This window comes from Amycolatopsis eburnea (assembly GCF_003937945.1).
GTDB classification, from domain to species: domain Bacteria; phylum Actinomycetota; class Actinomycetes; order Mycobacteriales; family Pseudonocardiaceae; genus Amycolatopsis; species Amycolatopsis eburnea.
Genome location: NZ_RSEC01000007.1, coordinates 55077 through 75531, shown reverse-complemented (window position 1 = coordinate 75531; position 20455 = coordinate 55077). Strand labels below are relative to the sequence as shown.

At 71.6% G+C, this 20455-nt stretch carries 16 protein-coding genes and 1 pseudogene; 10 read left to right on the top strand and 7 right to left on the bottom strand.

What is annotated here, in order from left to right:
* Positions 1–18: 18 nt before the first annotated feature.
* The 4 genes from EIY87_RS00910 to EIY87_RS00895 form a co-directional block, all read right to left on the bottom strand.
* Positions 19–1104 carry a hypothetical protein gene (locus EIY87_RS00910; protein ID WP_125305708.1) on the bottom strand — a complete coding sequence of 362 codons (1086 nt, stop codon included), beginning with the start codon at positions 1102–1104 and terminating at the stop codon, positions 19–21.
* The gene (locus EIY87_RS00905) at positions 1101–2792 is read right to left on the bottom strand and encodes a hypothetical protein (protein WP_125305707.1); all 1692 of its coding nucleotides are present in this window, start codon (positions 2790–2792) and stop codon (positions 1101–1103) included. The genes EIY87_RS00910 and EIY87_RS00905 overlap by 4 nt, the downstream gene beginning before the upstream one ends.
* Complete coding sequence (locus tag EIY87_RS00900) at positions 2782–3954, bottom strand: hypothetical protein (RefSeq protein WP_125305706.1); 1173 nt, start codon at positions 3952–3954, stop codon at positions 2782–2784. Before EIY87_RS00900 ends, EIY87_RS00905 begins: the two co-directional genes overlap by 11 nt.
* A 153-nt stretch (positions 3955–4107) precedes the next feature.
* Positions 4108–5325, bottom strand: coding sequence for an MGH1-like glycoside hydrolase domain-containing protein (locus EIY87_RS00895; RefSeq protein ID WP_125305705.1), 1218 nt, complete (start codon positions 5323–5325; stop codon positions 4108–4110).
* 58 nt (positions 5326–5383) lie between these two features.
* On the opposite strand from EIY87_RS00895, the gene EIY87_RS00890 reads away from it, so the two are divergent.
* Both EIY87_RS00890 and EIY87_RS00885 read left to right on the top strand, forming a co-directional pair.
* The gene (locus EIY87_RS00890) at positions 5384–6520 is read left to right on the top strand and encodes an ROK family protein (protein ID WP_125305704.1); all 1137 of its coding nucleotides are present in this window, start codon (positions 5384–5386) and stop codon (positions 6518–6520) included.
* 296 nt (positions 6521–6816) lie between these two features.
* Positions 6817–8748 carry a S53 family peptidase gene (locus EIY87_RS00885; RefSeq protein WP_125305703.1) on the top strand — a complete coding sequence of 644 codons (1932 nt, stop codon included), beginning with the start codon at positions 6817–6819 and terminating at the stop codon, positions 8746–8748.
* Positions 8749–8800: 52 nt separating this feature from the next.
* Here the strand turns inward: EIY87_RS00885 and EIY87_RS00880 are convergent, their stop codons facing one another.
* Positions 8801–10327, bottom strand: a complete 1527-nt coding sequence (locus tag EIY87_RS00880) for a sensor histidine kinase (protein WP_191983898.1) — start codon at positions 10325–10327, stop codon at positions 8801–8803.
* Positions 10328–10472: 145 nt separating this feature from the next.
* Here EIY87_RS00880 and EIY87_RS00875 point away from each other — a divergent pair, with 145 nt between their 5' ends.
* From EIY87_RS00875 to EIY87_RS00865, 3 genes are read left to right on the top strand one after another with little or no spacing between them, the layout of a single operon-like run.
* Positions 10473–11840 (top strand): purine-cytosine permease family protein, encoded by a 1368-nt coding sequence (locus EIY87_RS00875; RefSeq protein ID WP_125305701.1) that lies wholly within the window; start codon positions 10473–10475, stop codon positions 11838–11840.
* Between the two features lie 44 nt (positions 11841–11884).
* Positions 11885–12556 carry an SDR family NAD(P)-dependent oxidoreductase gene (locus EIY87_RS00870; RefSeq protein ID WP_191983895.1) on the top strand — a complete coding sequence of 224 codons (672 nt, stop codon included), beginning with the start codon at positions 11885–11887 and terminating at the stop codon, positions 12554–12556.
* Positions 12553–13557 carry an S-adenosylmethionine:tRNA ribosyltransferase-isomerase gene (locus tag EIY87_RS00865; protein WP_125305699.1) on the top strand — a complete coding sequence of 335 codons (1005 nt, stop codon included), beginning with the start codon at positions 12553–12555 and terminating at the stop codon, positions 13555–13557. Before EIY87_RS00870 ends, EIY87_RS00865 begins: the two co-directional genes overlap by 4 nt.
* A gap of 7 nt (positions 13558–13564) precedes the next feature.
* On the opposite strand, the gene EIY87_RS00860 is transcribed toward EIY87_RS00865, so the two are convergent.
* The gene (locus EIY87_RS00860) at positions 13565–13954 is read right to left on the bottom strand and encodes a hypothetical protein (RefSeq protein ID WP_125305698.1); all 390 of its coding nucleotides are present in this window, start codon (positions 13952–13954) and stop codon (positions 13565–13567) included.
* A 315-nt stretch (positions 13955–14269) separates the two neighbouring features.
* Between EIY87_RS00860 and EIY87_RS00855 the strand changes: the two genes are divergently transcribed.
* The 5 genes and pseudogenes from EIY87_RS00855 to EIY87_RS00835 all read left to right on the top strand — a co-directional run bounded on the left by EIY87_RS00855 (position 14270) and on the right by EIY87_RS00835 (position 18505).
* Positions 14270–15328, top strand: a complete 1059-nt coding sequence (locus tag EIY87_RS00855; RefSeq protein ID WP_125305697.1) for an ABC transporter substrate-binding protein — start codon at positions 14270–14272, stop codon at positions 15326–15328.
* A 22-nt stretch (positions 15329–15350) separates the two neighbouring features.
* Positions 15351–16139, top strand: a pseudogene (locus tag EIY87_RS00850) (ABC transporter ATP-binding protein); the annotation flags it as partial.
* The gene (locus EIY87_RS00845) at positions 16129–17013 is read left to right on the top strand and encodes an ABC transporter permease (RefSeq protein WP_125305696.1); all 885 of its coding nucleotides are present in this window, start codon (positions 16129–16131) and stop codon (positions 17011–17013) included. The pseudogene EIY87_RS00850 and the gene EIY87_RS00845, both read left to right, overlap by 11 nt.
* Before the next feature lie 85 nt (positions 17014–17098).
* Positions 17099–17467, top strand: a complete 369-nt coding sequence (locus EIY87_RS00840; protein ID WP_125305695.1) for a DUF1761 domain-containing protein — start codon at positions 17099–17101, stop codon at positions 17465–17467.
* A gap of 105 nt (positions 17468–17572) precedes the next feature.
* The gene (locus EIY87_RS00835) at positions 17573–18505 is read left to right on the top strand and encodes an acyl-ACP desaturase (RefSeq protein WP_125305694.1); all 933 of its coding nucleotides are present in this window, start codon (positions 17573–17575) and stop codon (positions 18503–18505) included.
* 65 nt (positions 18506–18570) lie between these two features.
* Here the strand turns inward: EIY87_RS00835 and EIY87_RS00830 are convergent, their stop codons facing one another.
* Complete coding sequence (locus tag EIY87_RS00830) at positions 18571–20283, bottom strand: DEAD/DEAH box helicase (RefSeq protein ID WP_125305693.1); 1713 nt, start codon at positions 20281–20283, stop codon at positions 18571–18573.
* Positions 20284–20455: the final 172 nt, after the last annotated feature.

Here is a 20455-nt window from a genome sequence, read left to right as displayed (position 1 = left end):
CGGCGCGTCAACCGGCCTTCACGGCTCGTCGTCCCCCTGGCCCGGAATGGCGAAGACGGGCGGGATGTAGACGCTCTCCAAGAACTCCAGCACGGTGTGCACGGCCAGCAGGGTCGCGAGGTATTGGTACGAGGAGTCCTTCTCCGCGTCGCCGAAGTCGGCCACTCCCCGCGCGATGATCCAGTCCACGTCCCGGCAGGCGAACGCGAAGCCGTAGGACTCCTGATCGCCGAGTACGATCCGCTGGTTGCTTTCGTGCAGGTTGAGCAGGTGCTCGCCGTCGCGGAGCAGCTTGTCCCCGGAGGCGACGGCGTCGGACAGGACCGACACCCGTGGTTCGAAGTCCGCGGGCAGGTCGGCGGGACGGTGGCGGCCGGGCAGCTCGGCGATGGCCGACGCGAGCCGGTCGTGGAGCTTGGCGCCGGTGGGATCGAAACGCATGAGCTGCAAGTTCATCGGACCGCGGTTGGCGACTTCGGGCCGCGGCTCGAAGCGGTCCGCGGTGAGCCGGCCCGGCTCGTACCACCAGACGGTCTTCGGCAGGTGGACGTCACCTTTCCTGGTGTGACCGGGGAGACCGGCCGCCATGCCGGCGAGGATCCACACGTTCGCCCGGTAGAAGGTGGCGATTTCGTCGACGGCGTGCTGGGCGTGGAGACCGTACGCTTCGCCGATCGCCGTCACCGCGACGGTGAGCTCCGCCGGGGGAACAGCCAGCCCGGCCGCGGTGCAGGCGAGTTTCTCGTGGTAGTACGGGCGGTCGCGACGTATCGCGTCAGGTCCGCCGTCGATGCCCAGCGCGGCCAGCGTCGCCTGGAGCTCGATGGGCTGGACGGTGAGGATGAAGACGTCGACGTCCTGGACTTCCTCGGCTGGCGCGGGATGCCGTCGTGGCGGGGCGCTGCCGGGCATCGGCGGGAGGAAGGACTCGATCACGGCGATGTCCAGTCCCGCGCGTTCGCGGGCCGGGAGCGTGGCCGCGCGGCTCGCGTAGTCGCGCATCATGAGGATGCGCTGGATCCCTTCCGGATCGCGGAGGAGGAAGTGGGCGATCGACGCCATCGACTCCTCGGCGCGCTCTCGCCGCCGGCGCGGCCGCGTCACGACCACACCCGGCGCGGGCTGGGAATCTCGTAGAGCGAATGGATCTGCACGCCGTCGAGCTGGTCCGCCGGTACGAAGTTGAAGATGGGTGTGTAGGCGTGCGGCTGGATCTGGAACGCCTTGAGGACCCGCAGCATCTGCTGGGCTGTCGCGTTGGAAGCGTTGATCTCGTCGAGCAGGACCACACTCGCTTGGTGGTGCGACAGGTGTTCCAGCTGCCGCCCCCACCCGGTGCCGTCCGCGAGGTGCCGGATCTCGGCGATGGTGCGCCCCTCGGCTCCGGTCAACGCGCCCCGGGGAAGCGGGACCGCGACCATCCGGTCGTCCGCCCAGTGCTGCATCCGGCGGATCAGCAGCTGGACGGCCGGTTCCTCCGGACAGACGATCACCACGCCGGGAGGTGCCACGTCCTGCATGACCTTTTCCAGCTTGTAGGCCAGGCAGTCGCCGAACCGGGCGAAGATCGTCGCGAACGGGGGGAAGTGGAGCAGCCGCTGCGCTTCGGGCGGCCCGTACACCTCGGGCTTCCACTCGACGCTCGTGAGGATGTACCACGCGTCGTACGACCGCAGCCCGGCGAAGTCGTTCCGCTGCTTGTCGGTGTGCGGCAGCCTCAGCGCGCATTGGTCGCACTGCTCCCGGCTGACCCGCTCGGCGACGACCGCCTTGACGTGCTGGACCGCGGGGAGGCCGTTGCCCTCCGTGTGGAAGTCCGAGGACTTGAAGGCGGCGATCGAGTACCGGTGCAGCTTGTAGTCCGCGTCGACCGCTTCCTGGACGACCCGCGTGTAGGTGGCTCCCGTGTTGATGAAGTCGAGGAGGAACATGTAGGTCGTCCCCGGAGTCGGCTTGGGGATGTTCGCCGGGTCCTCGGGCCATTTGCTCCAGGGGACGTTGAGCCGGTTGGCCGCGGCGGTGACGGCCCCTTCCATCCAGGCGTCGGTCTTCGCCGGGACGATCAACGCCGTCCGACCGGTCCGCTTGCCCGTCACGTCGACGATCGTGTCGTGGAGGACTTCGGCCAGTTCCGTGACGGCGCGGGAGCCGTCGAAGAAGAAGTGGCTGCAGTACTGTTCGCTGATCTCGAAGTGCCCGATGCGCCGGATCACCTTGTCTTCGAAGTCCTGCCGGGGCGCTCCGTTGATGCCACGGTACTTGGCCTGGAAGCTCTCGGGATCGGGGGAGGACAGGGGCAGGGGGTGGCCGTGCGGCTCCAGCTGCCCGGCCTTGTTCACGACGACTACAGTGCCGGCCTCCGCCGGCATGTCCAGGATCGGCGTCCAGAACGGGCTGAACGTGTTGTGCGGGAAGTTCGGGAGCAGCACGACGCTGAGCTGCTCCGGCCTGGTCGCGAACTTCGCCGCGCACAGCGCGACCCAGTGCAGGAAGTTCTCTCCCATGTCGCCGTAGCGGTTGCCGGAACAGTCGATGATCTTCACTTCGCGATCCGTGTCGGAGGTGGTGAAGCCCAGGATCTCCGTCGACGGCAGGACGGAGTTCCGGATGTCGTCCGCCGGGATGTAGCGCGTGAAGCTCGCCGGGCGGTGGACCGCCACCGGTGTGACCAGTCGTCGCGCCAGCCACTCGTGGAACTTGCGGCGGGACTCCTCGACCGGTTCGGAGGCCAGGGCGCCGACCCGCAGAACCTCGGTCTCCAGCTGCCAGGGACGCCGTGGGCTACCGGGCATGGCGCAGGGGCAGACGCACGGTGAGCAGGTTCCCGTGGAACGGCCGACCGGCGACGTGAGCGAGGCGCGCCCGGTAGCGGCGGGGCCCGCGGCGCCGCTGGCCGGGCGCGCTGGCGAGGTTCAGCTGCTGGTTGCCCGTGCGGATCTCGAGCGAACCGCCGAAGAGGTCGATCGCGCACCGGTACAGAGCGTGGAGGCCGTACTCCTGCGGAAGCTCGCGCGTGCGCGTGATCGAGTGCGACGGCGCCGTGGTCGTCCGGTGGGAGATCCCGGGGAAGACCGAGGCGAGCAGCAGCTCTTCGTCGGTGGCGGCCGCCCCGGGGGTCCACCGGGCCGTGTACTCCGCCGAACGCGGGTGCCAACCCAGGGGCTCGACGGCGAACGCGTCGTCGACCGCCGCCTCCGCGACCCTGATCGGCTGGTTCGCCGACAGGCTGGTGCGGAGCGTCCGCACCATGCTGTCACCGTTGTCCCACAACGAGATCACCAGTTGTTCCGGGGCGCCGGATTCGGTTTCCGTGACCCAGGAACCGACGGTCAGCAGATCGCCGCCCGGGTGCAGCACCGCGTTCGTCAGCAATTCGTAGATCAGCACCCGCGCGACTTCGGCTCCGCGGTGGCTGAGTGCGGTGTCGAGGAAGCTGAGAACGACCGGGCCGCGCCACCGTGACCATTCGGTCGCGACGATCGAGGCGATCTGGGGCTCGGCTTGGAAGGAATAGGTCAAGAATCCGAAGAAACGTTCGTCCCCGAGGCGTTCGTACGCGGTACCGGAGGGCCGGTTCGGCACGGGGCGCAGAAGTCTGACCTGGTCGCGGATCGGCAAGGCGCCGTCCGCCCAGTGGAGTGTGCCGAACTGCGAGCGGGAGACCATGGCGGCGGCCGAAGCGAACGAGCACTCCAGGAGGAAGTCGGTCATCGCCGGGTTCCGGGGCAAGGAGATCAAGGTCTCCTGCCGGGCCGCGCTGCGTTCGTCGAGCACGGAAAGCAGGACCATCAAGCCGGTGATGTCGACGGTGGTGGCGTCGGCGAGGTCGAGATCCAGGGGCGCGTCGTGCCCGGCGGCCGCCAGTCGCGCCAAGGTGGCTGAAACCGAGGCGGTGTCGATCTCCTCGGGTAGCCGGACCCGAAGCCATTCACCGGCGTTGGCTTCGACCGACATCGGCGTACCCCTTCGGTTGCGGCTGGCTCCGGAGTTTCAAATGCTCCCCGGAGCTTAAGTCGTCAACAACCACCCGAATGAGTGACGAGAATCGATTTGGCGGTTTTGGGTGTTAATTGTCCAGAATCTGTCAACTTGATCGCCGTGAATGAATCACGAAGCCAGCAGGTCCACGGCCAGCGCCGCCGTCCAGCTGAACTCGCGGGTGCCGTGGCCGGCGCCGGTCAGCGGGTCGCAGTACTCCGCGAAATCCGTGGTGGCCGCCGTGGTCAGCAGGTCTTCGCGCAGCTGGGTGGCGAGGACGGGTTCGCCGTGGGCGAGGAGGGCGCGGTGGAGGAGCCAGCCGATGTTGGTCCACGACGGGCCGCGCCAGTAGCGGGCCGGGTCGAAGTCCGGGGCGGTCAGGTCGTAGCTCGGGACGCCGTGGACGCGGCCGAGGCCGAAGCGGGGGCCGGTCGCCGTGGCGAGGAGGGCCGGCGCGACCGCCAGGTCCGGGAGGAGCAGCGGGAGCAGGCCCGCGCACGTGTGCTGCGGGGTCAGCGCGCCGGTGCGGACGTCGCGGGCGAAGAAGAAGCCGTTGTCCCACAGGGTTTCCTGCAACGCCTTCGCCACGCGCGCCGCCGATTCGCGGTGGGTGGCGGCGGCCGCCGGGAGGGCGAGCTCGTCCGCGATCGCGGCCAGCGCCAGTTCGGCGTCGGCCAGCAGCGCGTTGAAACCCGGGTCTTCCACGGCGAACTCGCCGAAGTCCCGGTAGCCGCTGTCCCGGTAGTCCGCGGCGAGCCGGACGTACCGGCCGTAGTCCTCGTCGCTCGGCCGGTCGGCGGCCTCGCCGTGCGTCAGGTCGCGACGGATGAACCCGGTCGACGGCGTGACGCGCGCCAGCGGGCCGTCCCACGCCGGGCTGTTGTCCATTCCGGACTCCCACGGGTGCACGATCGCCGCGAGCCCGCGCCCGCCCGCGTCGCGCGCACCCAGCAGGTATTCGTGCCAGGCCCGGAGTTTCGGGTACAGCGTGGCGAGGAATTCGCGGTCGGGCGCGGCTTCGTGCACCGCGAGCACCGCGCGCGCGTGCACCGGCGGCTGGATCAGCCCGGACGTCCGGCCGGCGCGCCAGAAACCGGGGCCGGGGAAGTAGGCCTCGGGCGGGGTGTCCGGGTTGAAGAGGATGTGCGGGACGCGGCCGTCGCGCCACTGCGCGGAGAACAGTGTCAGCAACTCGCGCCGCGCGCGCTCGGGCGCCAGGTGGCGCAGGCCGATCGCGATGAACGCGGAGTCCCAGCTCCACTGGTGGGGGTACAGCCCGCGCGAGGGCACGGTCGACGAGCCGAGCCAGTTGCCCGACAGTACGGCCGCGGCTCGTGTTACATCCATATGTCCAAGTTATCTCCAACTTGTGTATTGTCAATAGACAAAAGAGGGGAGACGCCGGATGCCGACCAGTGCCGGAGAACTGTTCCAGCTGGTCAAGACGGGGGAAGCGACCACGCGGAAGGCCCTGCTGACCCGCAGTGGACTGTCCCGCTCGACCCTCACCGCGCGCCTCGACCGGCTCCAGGCGGCCGGCCTGCTCACCGAAGGCGACCAGGAGGAGTCCACCGGCGGCCGCCCGGCGCGGCACCTGCGCTTCGACGAGCGGCACGCCGTCGTCCTCGCCGCGAGCATCGACACCACGCACGCCGAGGCCGCGGTCACCGACCTGGCCGGACGGCGGCTGGCCCACCGCGGCGGCGAGCTGCGCGTCGCCGACGGCCCGGAACCGGTGCTCGACGCGATCGCGGGCTGGTTCGACGCGATGCTGGCGGAGGTCCGGCTGCCCGTCTGCGGCGTCGGCGTTTCCGTGCCGGGCCCGGTCGAACCCGGCCGCGGCCGCGTGACGCAGCCGCCGATCATGCCGGGCTGGGACGGCTACCCGATCGACGCCCACCTCGGCGCCCGCTTCGCCGCGCCGGTGCTGGTCGAGAACGACGCGAACCTGATGGCGCTGGGCGAACACCGCGCCCGCTACCCGGATTCGGCCTCGCTCGTGGTCGTCAAGGTGTCCACCGGGATCGGCGCCGGCATCGTCATCGGCGGCGAGGTCTACCGCGGCGTCGACGGCGGCGCGGGCGACATCGGCCACGTCCGCCTGCCCGGCCGCCCGGACGCCCGCTGCCTGTGCGGCTCACTCGGCTGCCTGGCGGCCGTGGCCGGCGGCGGCGCGCTCGCCGCGCGGCTGACCGAGCTGGGCCTGCCGACGACGTCGGGCTCGGGCGTCCGCGACCGCCTCGTGGCGGGCGACCCGGAAGCGGTCCGGCTCGCCGAAATCGCCGGCCGCCAGGTGGGGGAGGTCCTCGCGACGCTCGTGTGCGTGGTCAACCCGGGCGTGCTCGTGGTCGCCGGCGACCTCGCCGAACCGCATTTCGTCGCCGGGGTCCGCGAAGAGCTCTACCGCCGGGCCCTCCCGCGGGCGACGCGGAACCTGCGCGTGGAGATCGGCGGCCGCGGCGACGCGCTCGGCGGCGCGGTGGCGCTGGTCGTGGAAACGGTGTTCTCCGTGGCCGAAGTGGACCGCAAGCTCGCCCGTTGACCACGGCCGAAGTGCCGTCACGGCGCGGACTGTCCCGAGTGGACGGACCACCCGACTTTAGTAGGTGGCGCGTCCCCTTCGGACGTGGTCCGCGAAACCGGACTTACCGCGCACAAGAGAGCATTCCTCGCGTTTTCTCTCCGACAAATCGGATTTCCGCACCACGCCCATCGGGACGTGAATTCGCGCCGAGATAACGGTTCCGCAAGCACTTCCCCGCGAGCGGAACACCGATCTAGTCTCACCCGGTGTTCCAGGCCCGTTTTCTGGGGCCGCTTTCGAAGAGGGAGATTTCTGTGCGAAGAAGCTCCACCCTGCTCCTTTCGCTCGCGGTGGTGGGTGGCCTGACCGGCGCCCTGCCGGCGACGGCGTCCGCGCAGGGGCGTCAGGACATTCCGCAGTCGCACCCGTTGTGGGCGAACGCGCAGGCGAAGGTCGCCGACACGGCGCCCGCGTCGAAGCTGAGCTTCCGGGTCTACCTGAACCAGCGCGACAACGCGGGTGCCGAGGCGCTGGCCCAGGCCGTGTCCGATCCGGACAGCGCGACCTACCGCCAGTACCTCAGCCCGGACCAGGTGCGTGACCGCTTCGCCGCCAGTGACGCGACGGTCAACGCCGTCAAGGCGTGGCTGACCGGCAACGGCTTCAGCATCGGCGAGGTGCCGTCGAACCGCGCCTACGTCGAGGCCACCGGCACCGCCGGCCAGACGCAGGACGCGTTCGGCGTCAAGCTGGGCAAGTACAAGGTCAAGGGCCAGACCCTCCGCGCCGCCGACAAGAACCTGTCGGTGCCCGCGAACCTGGCGGACGACGTCCTCGGCGTCGTCGGCGTGGACCAGGCGACCAACCTGTTCAAGCCCGACCACGCCACCGGTGCCGGCACGCCGTCCGACGTCGCCCCCGGCCCCGGTTTCCGCAACGCGCGGCCGTGCAGCGCCTACTACGGCGAGAAGATCGACACCACCGATCCCGCCTACAACGGCCAGCACCTGCCGTACGCCCCCTGCGGCTACACCCCGGCGCAGCTGCGGTCGGCCTACGGCGTCGACAAGGTCGGCGCGGACGGCAAGGGCACCACGATCGCCATCGTGGACGCGTTCGCCTCGCCGACCATCTACGCCGACGCCAGCACGTACGCCCGGAAGAACGACCCGGCGCACCCGCTGAAGCAGAGCCAGTTCAAGCAGCACGTCTTCCCGGCGAACCCGGTCCTCGAGCCGCCGGACCAGTGCGACGCGGCGGGCTGGTACGGCGAGGAGACCCTCGACGTCGAGGCCGCCCACGGTCTCGCGCCGGGCGCCGACATCCTGTACGTCGGCGGCGAGTCCTGCGAGGACAACGCCCTCGACGTGGCGCTGAACTACGTGATCGCCGGCCACAAGGCCGACATCGTGTCGAACTCCTACGGCGACACCGGCGAGGACATCCCGGCCGACGAGGTCAAGGTGTTCAACCAGATCTCGCTGCAGGCGGTGCTCGAGGGCATCGGCGTCTACTTCTCCTCGGGTGACAACGGCGACGAGGTCGCGCGCCTCGGCACGCCGTCGCCGGACTTCTCCGCCTCGGCGCCGTGGATCACCGCGGTCGGTGGCACGTCCATCGCGATCGGCAAGGACGGCAAGCGGATCTTCGAGACCGGCTGGGAGACCAGCAAGTCCTCGCTGACCAACGGCGTCTACGGCCCGGCCAACTACACCAGCGGTTCCGGCGGCGGCACCAGCCGCCTGTTCGAGCAGCCCTTCTACCAGAAGGGCGTCGTGCCGGACGCGCTGTCGACGAAGAACCAGACCGGTCACAAGAAGGGCCGGGTCGTCCCGGACATCTCCGCGATCGGCGACCCGAACACCGGCTTCCTGGTCGGCCAGACGCAGACCTTCCCGGACGGCGCCTACTACGACCAGTACCGGATCGGCGGCACGAGCCTCGCGTCGCCGGTGTTCGCCGGCATCATGGCGGTGGCCGACAGCGTCGACCACTTCCACCACGGCTTCATCAACCCCGTGATCTACAAGCTGACTTCGCGCACCTCGGCGATCAGCGACGTGAAGCACGTGGACGCCGCGGTGGAGCGCGTCGACTACGCGAACTCGGTCGACGCTTCGGGCGGGCTGCTCACCTCGGTGCGCACGCTCGACTACCAGGGCCTGACCATCCACACCACCCCCGGCTACGACGACGTGACGGGTCTCGGCACGCCGAACGGCCTGCTCTTCCTGCTCCTCGTCTAGTCCCAGTCCGTGAAGGCCTCCTTACCGGCTTTTTCGCCCGGTAAGGAGGCCTTCACGGCTTTTCGGCGACCAGGGGGATGACCGCGCTGACGGCCGTGCCGCCGGGGCCGCTGGCGACGTCGAGTTCGCCGCCCAGCGCCTCGACGCGGTCGCGCAGGCCCGCCAGCCCGGTCCCGCCGTCCAGGGACGCGCCGCCGGCGCCGTGGTCGGTCACCGCGACCCGCAGTTCCGCGCCCTCGACCGCGATCCGGACGCCGACGCGGTCGGTCTGCGCGTGCTTCAACGCGTTCGTCAGCGCTTCCGACGTCACGAAGTACGCCGTCGCCTCCACCGCCGCGTCGAGGCGCGGCACCGTGCCGACCGACAGGGCCACGTCCATCGGGCTGCGGTCGGCCAGCGACCGGACCGCCGCGACCAGGCCCGCTTCGGTGAGGATCGCCGGCCGGATGCCGCGGGCCAGCTCCCGCAGCTCGGTGATCGCCGTCTGCAGCTCGTCGACCGAGCCGCTGAGCAGGGCGCGCACCTCCGGCGGCAGATCGTCGCCGTAGCGGCGGCCGGTCATCCGCAGCAGGAGCACGACGCTCACCAGCCGCTGCTGGGCGCCGTCGTGCAGGTCGCGTTCCAGGCGGCGGCGTTCCTCGTCGCCGGCCTCGACCAGCCGCGCCCGCGACGCGCGCACTTCGGCCAGCCGGTGCTCCAGCTCCGCCGTGAGCCGCTGGTTGTCGAGCACCAGCCCGGCCGCGGCGTTGAGCGCGTCGATCGACCGGCTGTCCTTCCAGACCTCGTCGTCCTGCACCAGCGCGGCCAGCCCGGTGCCGTCGCGCTCCAGCAGCAGCCGGATCATCTCGGCGTTGCCGACGCGGGCGCGCAGCACCCCGGCCAGGAACGCCAGCGGCCACAGGCAGAACAGGATCCGGTACGCCTGCAGGAGCGGGTGCGACAGCGGGTGCCCGTCGCCGAGCGCCGTGCCCGCCCCCGACGTGAGCGCGCCCAGCAACGCGATGGTGATCACCGGCGAGAGCAGGCGCCGCTGCGGCAGCCGCCCGGTCAGCCAGCGGTAGAGCAGCACGACGACCACGCCGGCGCTGATCGCGGTGGCGGCGAGCTCGAGCGCGCGGTCGGCGAACGCGCCGCCGTCCGAGCCCGGCCGGATCGCCAGCAGGTCGCGCGGGTCGTCGTCGGCCAGGAGCCCGACCACGCCCGAACCGAGCACCACCAGGTACGCCGCGGTCACCAGCAGCCGCTCCCACCGCGACCGCAGCCTGCCGTGGGGGAACGCGAGCACGAGGTGCGCGATGACCGGGCTGGACGCGGCGCGCAGCGGCACGGCGATCGTGTACAGCACCGGGTTCCGCGCGAACTGGAGGTCTTCGAGGAACAGCGCGACGCCGGCGAACGCGATGAGCACGCCGATCGGGTTGGCCGGGCGCCGGACGTGCGCGACCGCGCCGGCGAGCAGGAAGAGGAAGCCGGTCGCGGTGCTGAGCGCGGTGTCGAGCGCGGAATGACCGCCGTCGGCCGCCTTCAGCGTCAGCGCGGTGACCCCGAGGGCCAGGCCGGCGACGAGCAGGCCGGTCATCACGAGCGTCCGCGGGTGCTGCGCCACGCCCACCCCTCCCGGTGTGCTCCCGGACACGCAAACCGTCATTCGCCCGTTCGGGCTCTCGCGTTACACCGGGCGGCGGCGCTTTAGGGTGAACCCCGGGGCGAACGGGAGGCAGGGAATGAGCGGACGTGGTCTGGACGCCGAGGTCTTCGGCGGGCGGATGCCCACCGGCGGCGGCGACCTGGCGATCGAAACCCACGGTATCGCGCCGGTCCCGGAGGGCAACCGGTTCGGCAGGCCGTGGCGGCTGTTCAGCGTGTGGTTCGCGCCCAACCTGACGATGACGGCGGTGTTCACCGGCACCCTCGCCGCGTCGCTCGGCCTGGGGTTCTGGACCGGGCTGGCCGCGATGCTCGCCGGCACCGTGCTCGGGTCGCTGCCGGTCGCCTACCTCTCCACCTGGGGCCCGCGCACCGGTACCGGCCAGCTGCCGCTGGCCCGGCTGCCGTTCGGCGGCGGCGTCGTCCTGCCCGGCCTGGTGCAGTGGCTCGGTTCGATCGCGTGGGACGCGCTGGTCGGGCTGTTCGGCGGCGAAGCGCTGGCCGAGCTGACCGGGCTGCCGTTCTGGGCGGCGGTGCTGATCGTGCTGGTGCTGCAGTGCGCGCTCGGCGTGTTCGGCTACGCGCTGATCCACCGCGTCCAGGCGGTGATGAGCGTGCTGCTGGTGCTCGCGTTCGCCGCGCTCGCCGTGAAGGTCCTTTCCGGACACCCGATCGCTGCGGCGGACACGGCTTCGGGCGCCGACCTGGCGGGCGGCGTCGTCCTGTTCACGACGATCACGTTGTCGCTGGCGATCTCCTGGGCGCCGTACGCGTCGGACTTCAGCCGCTACCTGCCCGCGTCGACGTCGTCGCGCAGCGTCTTCTGGGCCACCCTCTTCGGCCTCGTCGTGTCGTACGCGATCGGCGAGGGCCTCGGGCTCGCGCTGGGGTCGTCGCTGGGTGACCAGACGGCGTCCGGTGTCGCGAAGCTGCTCGGCGGCGGGTTCCTGGGCGCGCTGGCGCTGGCGGTGATCGCGCTGGCGGCGGTGTCGTCGAACGCGATGAACGACTACAGCGGATCACTGGCCCTGCAGACCGTCGGCGTCCGGCTGCGGCGCCCGGTGTCGGCGGTGGTCGTGACGGTGCTGGCGTTCGCGCTGATCCTCTGGATGCACAGCGGCGACCTGTCCGCGAAGTTCGAGAACGTGCTGCTGTTCGTCAGCTACTGGATCCCGCCGTTCCTCGGCGTGGTCGTCCCGGACTGGCTCGCGCGCACCCGCGGCGGGCGGCGCGTCGACGTCCTGGGTTCGGTGTCCGTGCGGCCGTGGGCGGCGGTGGTGGCGTTCGTGCTCGGCTTCGGCGCGGCGGTGCCGTTCATGAACACGTCCCTCTACACCGGACCGGTCGCGGCGGCGCTGCACGGCGCGGATCTCGCCTACTACGTCGGGTTCGTCGTTTCGCTGGCAGCGTACTTCCCGCTGTGCCGCCGGGTTGACCTCAAGTAATGTAGAGGTTTCACGATGGTGTGGTAGCCCTCGGAGGAGGAACCATGCCAACCGCACTCGTGACCGGCGCGTCCGCCGGTCTGGGCCGCGCCCTCGCGGCGGCCCTGGTGAGTCGCCAGTGGACGGTCGTCGGCGACGGCCGCGACGCGGCCGCGCTTTCGGCCGCTGCCGAGGAGATCGGCTTCACCGCGATTCCCGGCGACGTCGCCGACCCCCGCCACCGCGCGTCACTGGCCGGCGCGTGCCCGTCGCTCGACCTGCTCGTCAACAACGCCAGTTCCCTGGGTGTCAGCCCGCTGCCTTTGTTGGGCAGCTACCCCTTGGCGGAACTGGAGAACGTCTACCGCGTCAACGTTTTCGCCCCGCTGGCGCTGACGCAGCTGCTCCTGCCCGCGCTGACGGCGTCGCGCGGAACGCTCATCGACATCAGCTCGGACGCGGCCGTCGAGCCCTACGAAGGCTGGGGCGGGTACGGCTCGGCGAAGGCCGCGCTCGACCAGCTCACGGCGGTGCTCGGCGCGGAGAACCCGGACCTGGCGGTGTACGCGGTCGATCCGGGCGACCTGCGCACGGCGATGCACCAGCGCGCGTTCCCGGGCGAGGACATCTCGGACCGGCCACTGCCGTCGTCGGTCGTCCCGGGGTTCTTGCGGCTGCTCGACGAGCGCCCGCCGAGCGGCCGCTACCGCGCGGCAGACCTCCTGGTGACCGCATGAACATCCGCTTCGACCTTCCCGCGGAGTTGTCCGCTTCGGCGCCACCGGAGGCCCGAGGTCTGGCACGCGACGAGGTCCGCCTGCTGGTCGCTTCGCCGTCAGGTGTGCACCACACGGTGTTCTCCGCACTGGGCGCGCACTTGCGGCCCGGTGACCTATTGGTGGTCAACACGTCGGGAACATTGCCGGCAGCGGTCGACGCGGTCCGCTCCGGCCGCCCGGTGGTCGTCCACTTCGCGTCACCCCTGGACGACGGCGGCTGGGTCGTGGAGCTGCGCGCCCCCGGCGGCCCGCTGCTCGACGGCCGCCCCGGCGAGGTCCTGGAACTGCCCGGCGGCGCGTCCCTGACGTTGCGCTCCCCGGTGACCGAGCGGCTGTGGCGGGCTTCGGTGGCGGTGGAGGGCCCGGTCCCGGGCTTCCTGGCCACGGCCGGCCGCCCGATCCGCTACGGGTACGTGCCGCGCGCGTGGCCGCTGTCGGACTACCAGACGGTCTTCGCCCGCGAGCCGGGCAGCGCGGAGATGCCCTCGGCGGCCCGCCCGTTCACGACGGAGCTGGTGACGCGCCTGGTGACCGACGGCGTGCTGTTCGCGCCGCTGCTGCTGCACACGGGGGTGTCGTCGCCGGAGGCGGACGAGCCGCCCCAGCCGGAACGCTTCCGCGTCCCGGCCACGACGGCGGCACTGGTCTCGTGGGTCCGCTCCCGCGGCGGCCGCGTGATCGCGGTCGGCACGACGGCGGCCCGCGCCCTGGAATCGGCGTTCGCGGGGGGAGAGGTTCGTGCGGCCGAGGGGTGGACGGACCTGGTGCTCGGCCCGGACCACCCGGCCCGCGTGGTGGACGGCATCGTGACGGGACTGCACGCCCCGGAGGCGTCCCACCTGCTGCTCCTGGAGGCGGTGGCGGGCCGCGACCGCGTCCAGCGCGCTTACGACGCGGCGGTGGAGCGCCGGTACCTGTGGCACGAGTTCGGGGACGTGTCCCTGCTGCTGCGCCGCTGACCCGGTCTCAGGCGCTGGAGGCCTGCCGTCGCGAGCGCAGCAGGCCTGCCACCGCCACCACCGCGATGCCCAGCCCGATCCCGCTCACGATCGACGCCACCAGGCTCGCCGTCGCCGTGGCCAGGCCGAACGCGCCGCCGATGTAGACCGGGATGCAGACCGCGACCGGTCCCCACACGCGCAGTGAGAAGGCGCGGTCCGAAGCCAGCCACAGCACCAGCGCGACGGCCGCGCCCGTCGCGACCGGGATCGCCCAGACGACCAGGCTCGTCACCGCGTCCATGCCGAGTGACCGGAGCCACTCGAAGGACGCCTGGCCCAGCCCGATGAACAGCACGACCAGCGCCACTCGGACGCCGGCGACCCCGTGGCCCCGTCGGTGTGCGGTGCTCGTCATCTCATCCCTCCCGGATCGGTCGTCATCGATACCACGTCCGGGTGACGCGGGCGGTTGCCCGCGTTACGGGATTTCTCCGAAAGGGCCTTTCCTCCCGGATCCCGGGAACTTCGCGCGGGCCCTCGCGTCCGGCCGGTCGACGCCGCATGCTCTTGCGGCACCACGCTCCACCTGGTCGAACGGTCCCCAGTAGGGGCATGCGCCACCGATGTCAAGGAATCTCACAAGATTTCCCGGGATGCGGATGGCTATGCGCCCCAGTGGGTGACCGTGCGAACCTCGCCCCGAACACCGATCCCGAAAGGCGACACCGACGTGCGCACCCACCGCAGAACCCGCTTCCTGGCCTCGGCGCTGGCCGCCCTGACCGTCGTGGGCGTGCTCGCCGGCTGCTCACGCGCGGACAGCGGTACCGCGCCGGCCGCCAACCAGGGCGCCGCCGGGGAGGTCCGGGTCGGGTTCTTCCCGAACGTCACCCACGCGCCCGCGCTGATCGGCGCCAAGAAGGACTTCTTCAAGAACGAACTCGGCTCGACCAAGCTCACCACCCAGACGTTCAACGCGGGCCCCGAAGAGGTCAACGCCCTGCTCGGCGGCTCCCTCGACGTCGCGTTCCTCGGCTCCGGCCCGGCGATCAACGCCTTCACCAAGTCCAAGGGCGCCATCCAGCTGATCTCCGGCGCCGTCTCGGGCGGCGCGCAGCTGGTCGTCAAGCCGGACATCACCAGCGTGGACCAGCTCAAGGGCAAGAACATCGCCACGCCGCAGCTGGCCAACACCCAGGACGTCGCGCTCAAGAAGTTCCTGGCCGAGAAGAAGCTGACCGACCAGGTCAAGATCACCAACCTCGACAACCCGAAGACGCTGGACGCCTTCAAGAAGGGCGAGGTCGACGGCGGCTGGCTGCCGGAGCCGTGGGCGTCCCGGCTGGTCCTCGACGCCGGCGCGAAGGTGCTCGTCGACGAGAAGACGCTGTGGCCCGGCGGCCGGTTCCCGACCACTGTGGTGATCGTGCGCAGCGAGTTCCTGCAGCAGCACCCGGACACCGTCCGCGCGCTCCTCAAGGGCGAGCTGGCCGCGATCGACTGGGCCAAGGCCAACCCGGCGGAGGCGAAGACGGTGGTCAACGGCGCCCTCAAGGAGCTGGCCGGCAGTACCCTGAGCGCGGCGGTCCTGGACCGCGCGTTCTCCGGCATCGAGCTGACCACCGACCCCGTCGCCGCCGAATTCCCGCAGCTCGCGCAGGACTCGGTGACGGCAGGCGTGGTGAAGACGGCGGTGTCGCTCAAGGGCTTCGCCGACTTCGGCCCGCTGAACGAGGTGCTGAAGGCCAAGAACCTGCCCGCCGTCGAAGCTTCCGAACTGACCAAGTGACCATCCGGAGAGGCAGCCACCGATGACCACGACCCTCCCCAGCGGCCGGGCCCGGTTCACCGGCACGACCGCGGTGCGTCTCGACGGCGTGCGCAAGACGTTCGGCCCGGCCGGCCGCGCGGTCGTCGCGCTCGACGGCGTCGACCTGACGGTCGCGCCCGGCGAGTTCGTCTGCCTGCTGGGCGCGTCCGGGTGCGGCAAGAGCACGCTGCTGAACCTCGTCGCGGGCCTGGACGCGCCGTCGGCCGGGGAGATCACGCTGAACACGTCGCGGCCCGCGGTCATGTTCCAGGAAGCCGCGCTGATGCCGTGGCTGACCGCGACCCGCAACGTGGAGCTGCCGCTGCGGCTGGCCGGGTTCGGCCGGGTCGAGCGCCGCGAAAAGGCCGCCGAGCTGCTGGAACTGGTCCGGCTGACCGACGCGGCGAACAAGCGGCCGCACGAGCTGTCCGGCGGCATGCGCCAGCGCGTCGCACTGGCCCGCGCGCTGGCGGCGACCCTGCGCGTCGGCGGCGACCCGGAGCAGTCGCTGCTGCTGATGGACGAGCCGTTCGCCGCGCTCGACGCCATCACCCGCGACTGCCTCCAGAGCGAGCTGCTCCGCGTGTACCGCAGCACCAGCACGTCGGTGCTGTTCGTGACGCACGACGTGCGCGAAGCGGTCCGGCTCGGGCAGCGGGTCGTGCTCCTGTCGTCGCGGCCCGGCCGGGTCGTGCGCGAGTGGACGGACGTCCCGCTGGCCGACGCCGAGGAGCTGACCGAGGAGATCACGGGCCACCTGCGCGAGGTGATCAGCACCCATGCCGCAGCTCGACCGGTCGGAGGTCGAGGACCTCGAAGCCGTCGGCTCCGGCCTCGACGCCCTCGACGCCCCGGTGGGGGAGCGCCGTCCGAGCTTCTGGAAGCGCTTCGCCTGGGGGTTCCTGCCGCCACTGGGCGCGCTGGTGCTGCTGGTCGTCGTCTGGCAGGTCCTCTGGGCCGCGGCCTTCTGGCCGGAGTCCCAGCTGCCGGCGCCGCTGGCGGTGTGGGACGAGTTCTGGAGCAACGTCGTCGACGGCAAGGTCTTCGGCTTCGTCTGGACGTCGGTCCACCGCGCGGCGCTCGGCTTCCTCGCGGGCGTGCTGATCGGCACCCCGCTGGGCCTGGTGGTGGCGAAGGTCCGCGTCGTCCGCGCGGCGATCGGCCCGCTGCTGACGGGCCTGCAGAGCCTCCCGTCGGTGGCCTGGGTCCCGGCGGCGATCCTGTGGTTCGGCATCAACGACGCGGCGATCTACTTCGTCGTCCTGCTGGGCTCGGTCCCGTCCATCGCGAACGGCCTGGTGTCCGGCATCGACCAGATCCCGCCGATCCTGCCGCGGGTCGGCCAGGTGATGGGCGCGAACCGGTTGTCCTCGGCCCGTCACATCCTGCTGCCGGCGGCCCTGCCGGGCTTCCTCGCGGGGCTGAAGCAGGGCTGGGCGTTCTCGTGGCGCTCGCTGATGGCCGCGGAACTGATCGCGCTGTCGCCGCAGCTGGGCGTCGGGCTGGGCGCGTACCTGAACCAGGGCTCGTCGTTCAACAGCATGGAGACGGTGATCGCGGCGATCTTCCTGATCCTGCTGGTCGGGGTGGGGATCGAGCTGGTGGTGTTCCGCCCGCTGGAACGCGCGGTGCTGCGGGCCCGGGGGCTCACCGCGTCGCTCTGAAAGTTTCTTCGCCCGGGTGTCGAAGCCGGCTTCGCGGCCTCGACGTCTCCTTCGCAAGGGTTCCCCGGCGAAGGAGTTGAGGTCTGTGATCGCGATCTTGGTGGCGACGGTGGCGGCGTTCGTGGCGAGTTCGGTCTGGTACACGGCGTTCGGCGGGCTCTGGGCCCGCCTCAGCCCCGCCGCGGCGCCCGCCCGGCCGTCGGCGTGGCGCGCCGGCGCGGAGTTCGGCCGCACGCTGGTCTTGGTGGCGGCGTTCGCGGCCCTGTCGGCGGCGGCCGGCGTCGGCGGGGTGCCGGGTTCCATCGGCCTGGCACTGCTGTTGTGGGCTGCCTTCCCGGTGGTGATCCTGAGCGGTTCGGTGCTGCACGAGCGCGTCCCGGTCCGGCTGGCGGCCCTGCACGCGGGCGACTGGCTGCTGAAGATCGTGGTCGTGGCGGCGATCGTGGGCGCCTGATCCGGAACCGCGGAACGATGCGGGGGCCGCGTTCGTTGTCGGTACCTACGGCGCCGTAAGTTACGGTTCCGTAGGTCACGCCCCGACCCCGGAAGGACCGCGCGCATGGCCGTTCCCGAGAGCACCGCACTCATGTACGAGCTCGAGGGGACGGTCGAGGAAAACCTCAACCGCCACCTCGCCGCCGCCCAGGAATGGATGCCGCACGAGTACGTGCCGTGGAGCGAGGGGCGGAACTTCGCCGACCTCGGCGGCGACGCGTGGGACCCGGAGCAGTCGCGGGTGTCGCCCATCGCGCGGACCGCGCTCGAGGTCAACCTGCTCACCGAGGACAACCTGCCCAGCTACCACCGCGAGATCGAGCGCGCGTTCGGCCGCGACGGCGCCTGGGGCACGTGGGTGCACCGCTGGACGGCCGAGGAGGGACGGCACGGCATCTGCATCCGCGACTACCTGCTCGTCACCCGCGCGGTCGACCCCGTCGAGCTCGAGCGGATGCGGATGGCGACCATGCAGGCCGGGTACGAGACCGAGGACAAGCCGCTGCTGCGGGTCTGCGCGTACGTCTCGTTCCAGGAGCTCGCGACCCGGCTTTCGCACCGCAACACCGGCCGCTACACCCAGGACCCCCTGGCCGAGAAGCTGCTCGCCCGCGTCTCCACCGACGAGAACCTGCACATGGTCTTCTACCGGAACCTGGTGAAGGCCGCGTTCGAGATCTCGCCGGACGCGATGATGCGCGCGATCACCGACGAGGTCCTCGACTTCGCGATGCCCGGCGCGGTCATCCCGAGCTTCGCCCGCAAGGCGGCGCTGATCGCCAAGGCGGGCATCTACGACCTGCGCATCCACCACGACGACGTCGTCATGCCGCTGCTGCGGTACTGGAAGGTGTTCGACCGGGAAGGGTTCGGCGAGGTCGGCGAGACCGCGCGGGAGGAGCTCGCCACGTTCATCAAGGCCCTGGACACGCAGGCCGCACGCTTCGAGGAGCGTCGCGACGCCGCGGCCGCCCGGGCCGCCGCCCGCGGTCTGTAACCCCGAAAGCCGTGAAGGCCACCTTGAGGAACTTCAAGTTCCTCAAGGTGGCCTTCACGAAAAATTCAGCGGCCGGTGCGGCGGGAGCCCGCGCGGGTGCCGGCGGAGAACGCCGCCGCGCCGCCCGAACGGGTGCCCGTCGCCGGGGCGCCGGACCGCCGGGAGCCGCCGGACTCGGCACCCGTACGCCGGGAGCCGCCGGATTCGGTACCTGTACGCCGGGGAGCGGCGCCGGAGCGGCGGGAACCGCCCGCAGCGCCACCGGACGCCGGAGCGCCGGACCGCCGGCCGCCCGAAGCGGGGGCGTCGGATCGCCGGGAGCCGCCCGGGGCGGCGGCGTCCGACCGGCGGGCACCACCCGCGGCGCCGCCACCCGGAGTGGCGACGTCCGACCGGCGGTTACCGCCCGCGGTCGCGCCGCCCGACCGACCCGCGGCCGCGCCGCCCGACCGGCGGGAGCCACCCGATCGGGACTGCTCCTCGCGCCGTGCCCGAGCCTGCTGGCCCCCGCGGTTCTCCTTCGGCGCTCCGCCGCGACGTCCGCGGCCGCCACCCGGCGCCTCGCCGGACGCCGTGACCTTCTTCGGGCGGTTGTCCACCGCGGGCGCCTTCGAGAACGTCCGCTCGCCCGGCGCCAGCTCCGCCAGCAGCGGGTGCCCCGGGCCGAGCTGGGTGGTCGTCGGCTTGATGCCGGCCTTGCGCGTCAGGTCGCGCACGTCGCGGACCTGCGCGTCCGTCATCAGCGTCACCACGGTGCCCGACGCACCGGCGCGTGCCGTGCGGCCCGAGCGGTGCAGGTACGCCTTGTGCTCGACCGGCGGGTCGGCGTGGATGACCAGCCGGACGTCGTCGACGTGGATGCCGCGGGCCGCGATGTCCGTCGCGACCAGGGTCTTCGCCGTGCCCGACGAGAACGCTTCGAGGTTGCGCGTGCGCGCGTTCTGGCCCAGGTTGCCGTGCAGTTCCACGGCCGGCACGCCCGAAGCCACCAGCTTGCGCGTCAGTGCCTTCGCGCGGCTCTTGGTGCGCGTGAACACCAGCGTGCGGCCCGGCGCCGCGGTCAGGTCGACCAGCACCGGCAGCCGGTGGGTCTCCTCCAGGTGCAGGACGTGGTGCTCCATCGTGGTCACCGGCGACTGCGCCGAGTCGACGCTGTGCAGCACCGGGTCGTCCATGAACCGCTTGACCAGCACGTCGACGCCGTTGTCCAGCGTCGCCGAGAACAGCAGCCGCTGGCCGCGCTCGGGGGTGGCGTCCATGATCCGCCGGACCTCGGGCAGGAAGCCCAGGTCGGCCATGTGGTCGGCCTCGTCCAGCACGGTGATCTCGACGGCGTCGAGCTTCACGTGCCCGGAGCGCATGTGGTCGGCGAGCCGGCCGGGGCAGGCGACGACGATGTCGACGCCGTCGCGCAGCTTCGTGATCTGCGGGTTCGCGCTGACGCCGCCGAAGATCGTGGTCGCCTTCAGGCCCAGCGGCCGGGCCAGCGGCAGGATGGACGCCTCGATCTGCGTCGCGAGCTCGCGGGTCGGCGCCAGGATCAGCGCGCGGGGACGGCCGGGCCTGCGCCGCGTCGGGCCCGCGGCGAGGCGGGTCAGCACCGGCAGCACGAAGCCGTACGTCTTGCCGGAGCCGGTGCGCCCGCGGCCGAGGACGTCCCGGCCGGCGAGGGTGTGCGGCAGGGTCGCCGCCTGGATGGGGAAGGGCTCGGTGACGCCCTGGGAGGCCAGCGCGGCCACGAGGGGGGTCGGCAGGCCCAGTTCAGCGAAAGTGCTCATAAGTCGTGCGGGCACGGGTGTGCCCTGGTCTCCGTAACCTGAGAAGGGTTGTCCTGCCCGGCGCAGACCGGTGTGCGGCCGCGGCGCGTGGTAGTCGACAACAGCAGCGGGCCGAGGCAGAACTGAGCGGCCCGCAAGATCAGTGTACCAACCAGCGTGACGTACCCCCAGT

Excerpts from the sequence above, each read along its gene's own strand:
- EIY87_RS00905 (WP_125305707.1), bottom strand. The coding sequence starts at position 2,792 with ATGCCCGGTAGCCCACGGCGTCCCTGGCAGCTGGAGACCGAGGTTCTG.
- EIY87_RS00900 (WP_125305706.1), bottom strand. The coding sequence starts at position 3,954 with ATGTCGGTCGAAGCCAACGCCGGTGAATGGCTTCGGGTCCGGCTACCC.
- EIY87_RS00895 (WP_125305705.1), bottom strand. The coding sequence starts at position 5,325 with ATGGATGTAACACGAGCCGCGGCCGTACTGTCGGGCAACTGGCTCGGC.
- EIY87_RS00890 (WP_125305704.1), top strand. The coding sequence starts at position 5,384 with ATGCCGACCAGTGCCGGAGAACTGTTCCAGCTGGTCAAGACGGGGGAA.
- EIY87_RS00880 (WP_191983898.1), bottom strand. The coding sequence starts at position 10,327 with ATGACCGGCCTGCTCGTCGCCGGCCTGGCCCTCGGGGTCACCGCGCTG.
- EIY87_RS00875 (WP_125305701.1), top strand. The coding sequence starts at position 10,473 with ATGAGCGGACGTGGTCTGGACGCCGAGGTCTTCGGCGGGCGGATGCCC.
- EIY87_RS00870 (WP_191983895.1), top strand. The coding sequence starts at position 11,885 with ATGCCAACCGCACTCGTGACCGGCGCGTCCGCCGGTCTGGGCCGCGCC.
- EIY87_RS00865 (WP_125305699.1), top strand. The coding sequence starts at position 12,553 with ATGAACATCCGCTTCGACCTTCCCGCGGAGTTGTCCGCTTCGGCGCCA.
- EIY87_RS00860 (WP_125305698.1), bottom strand. The coding sequence starts at position 13,954 with ATGACGAGCACCGCACACCGACGGGGCCACGGGGTCGCCGGCGTCCGA.
- EIY87_RS00845 (WP_125305696.1), top strand. The coding sequence starts at position 16,129 with ATGCCGCAGCTCGACCGGTCGGAGGTCGAGGACCTCGAAGCCGTCGGC.
- EIY87_RS00835 (WP_125305694.1), top strand. The coding sequence starts at position 17,573 with ATGGCCGTTCCCGAGAGCACCGCACTCATGTACGAGCTCGAGGGGACG.
- EIY87_RS00830 (WP_125305693.1), bottom strand. The coding sequence starts at position 20,283 with ATGAGCACTTTCGCTGAACTGGGCCTGCCGACCCCCCTCGTGGCCGCG.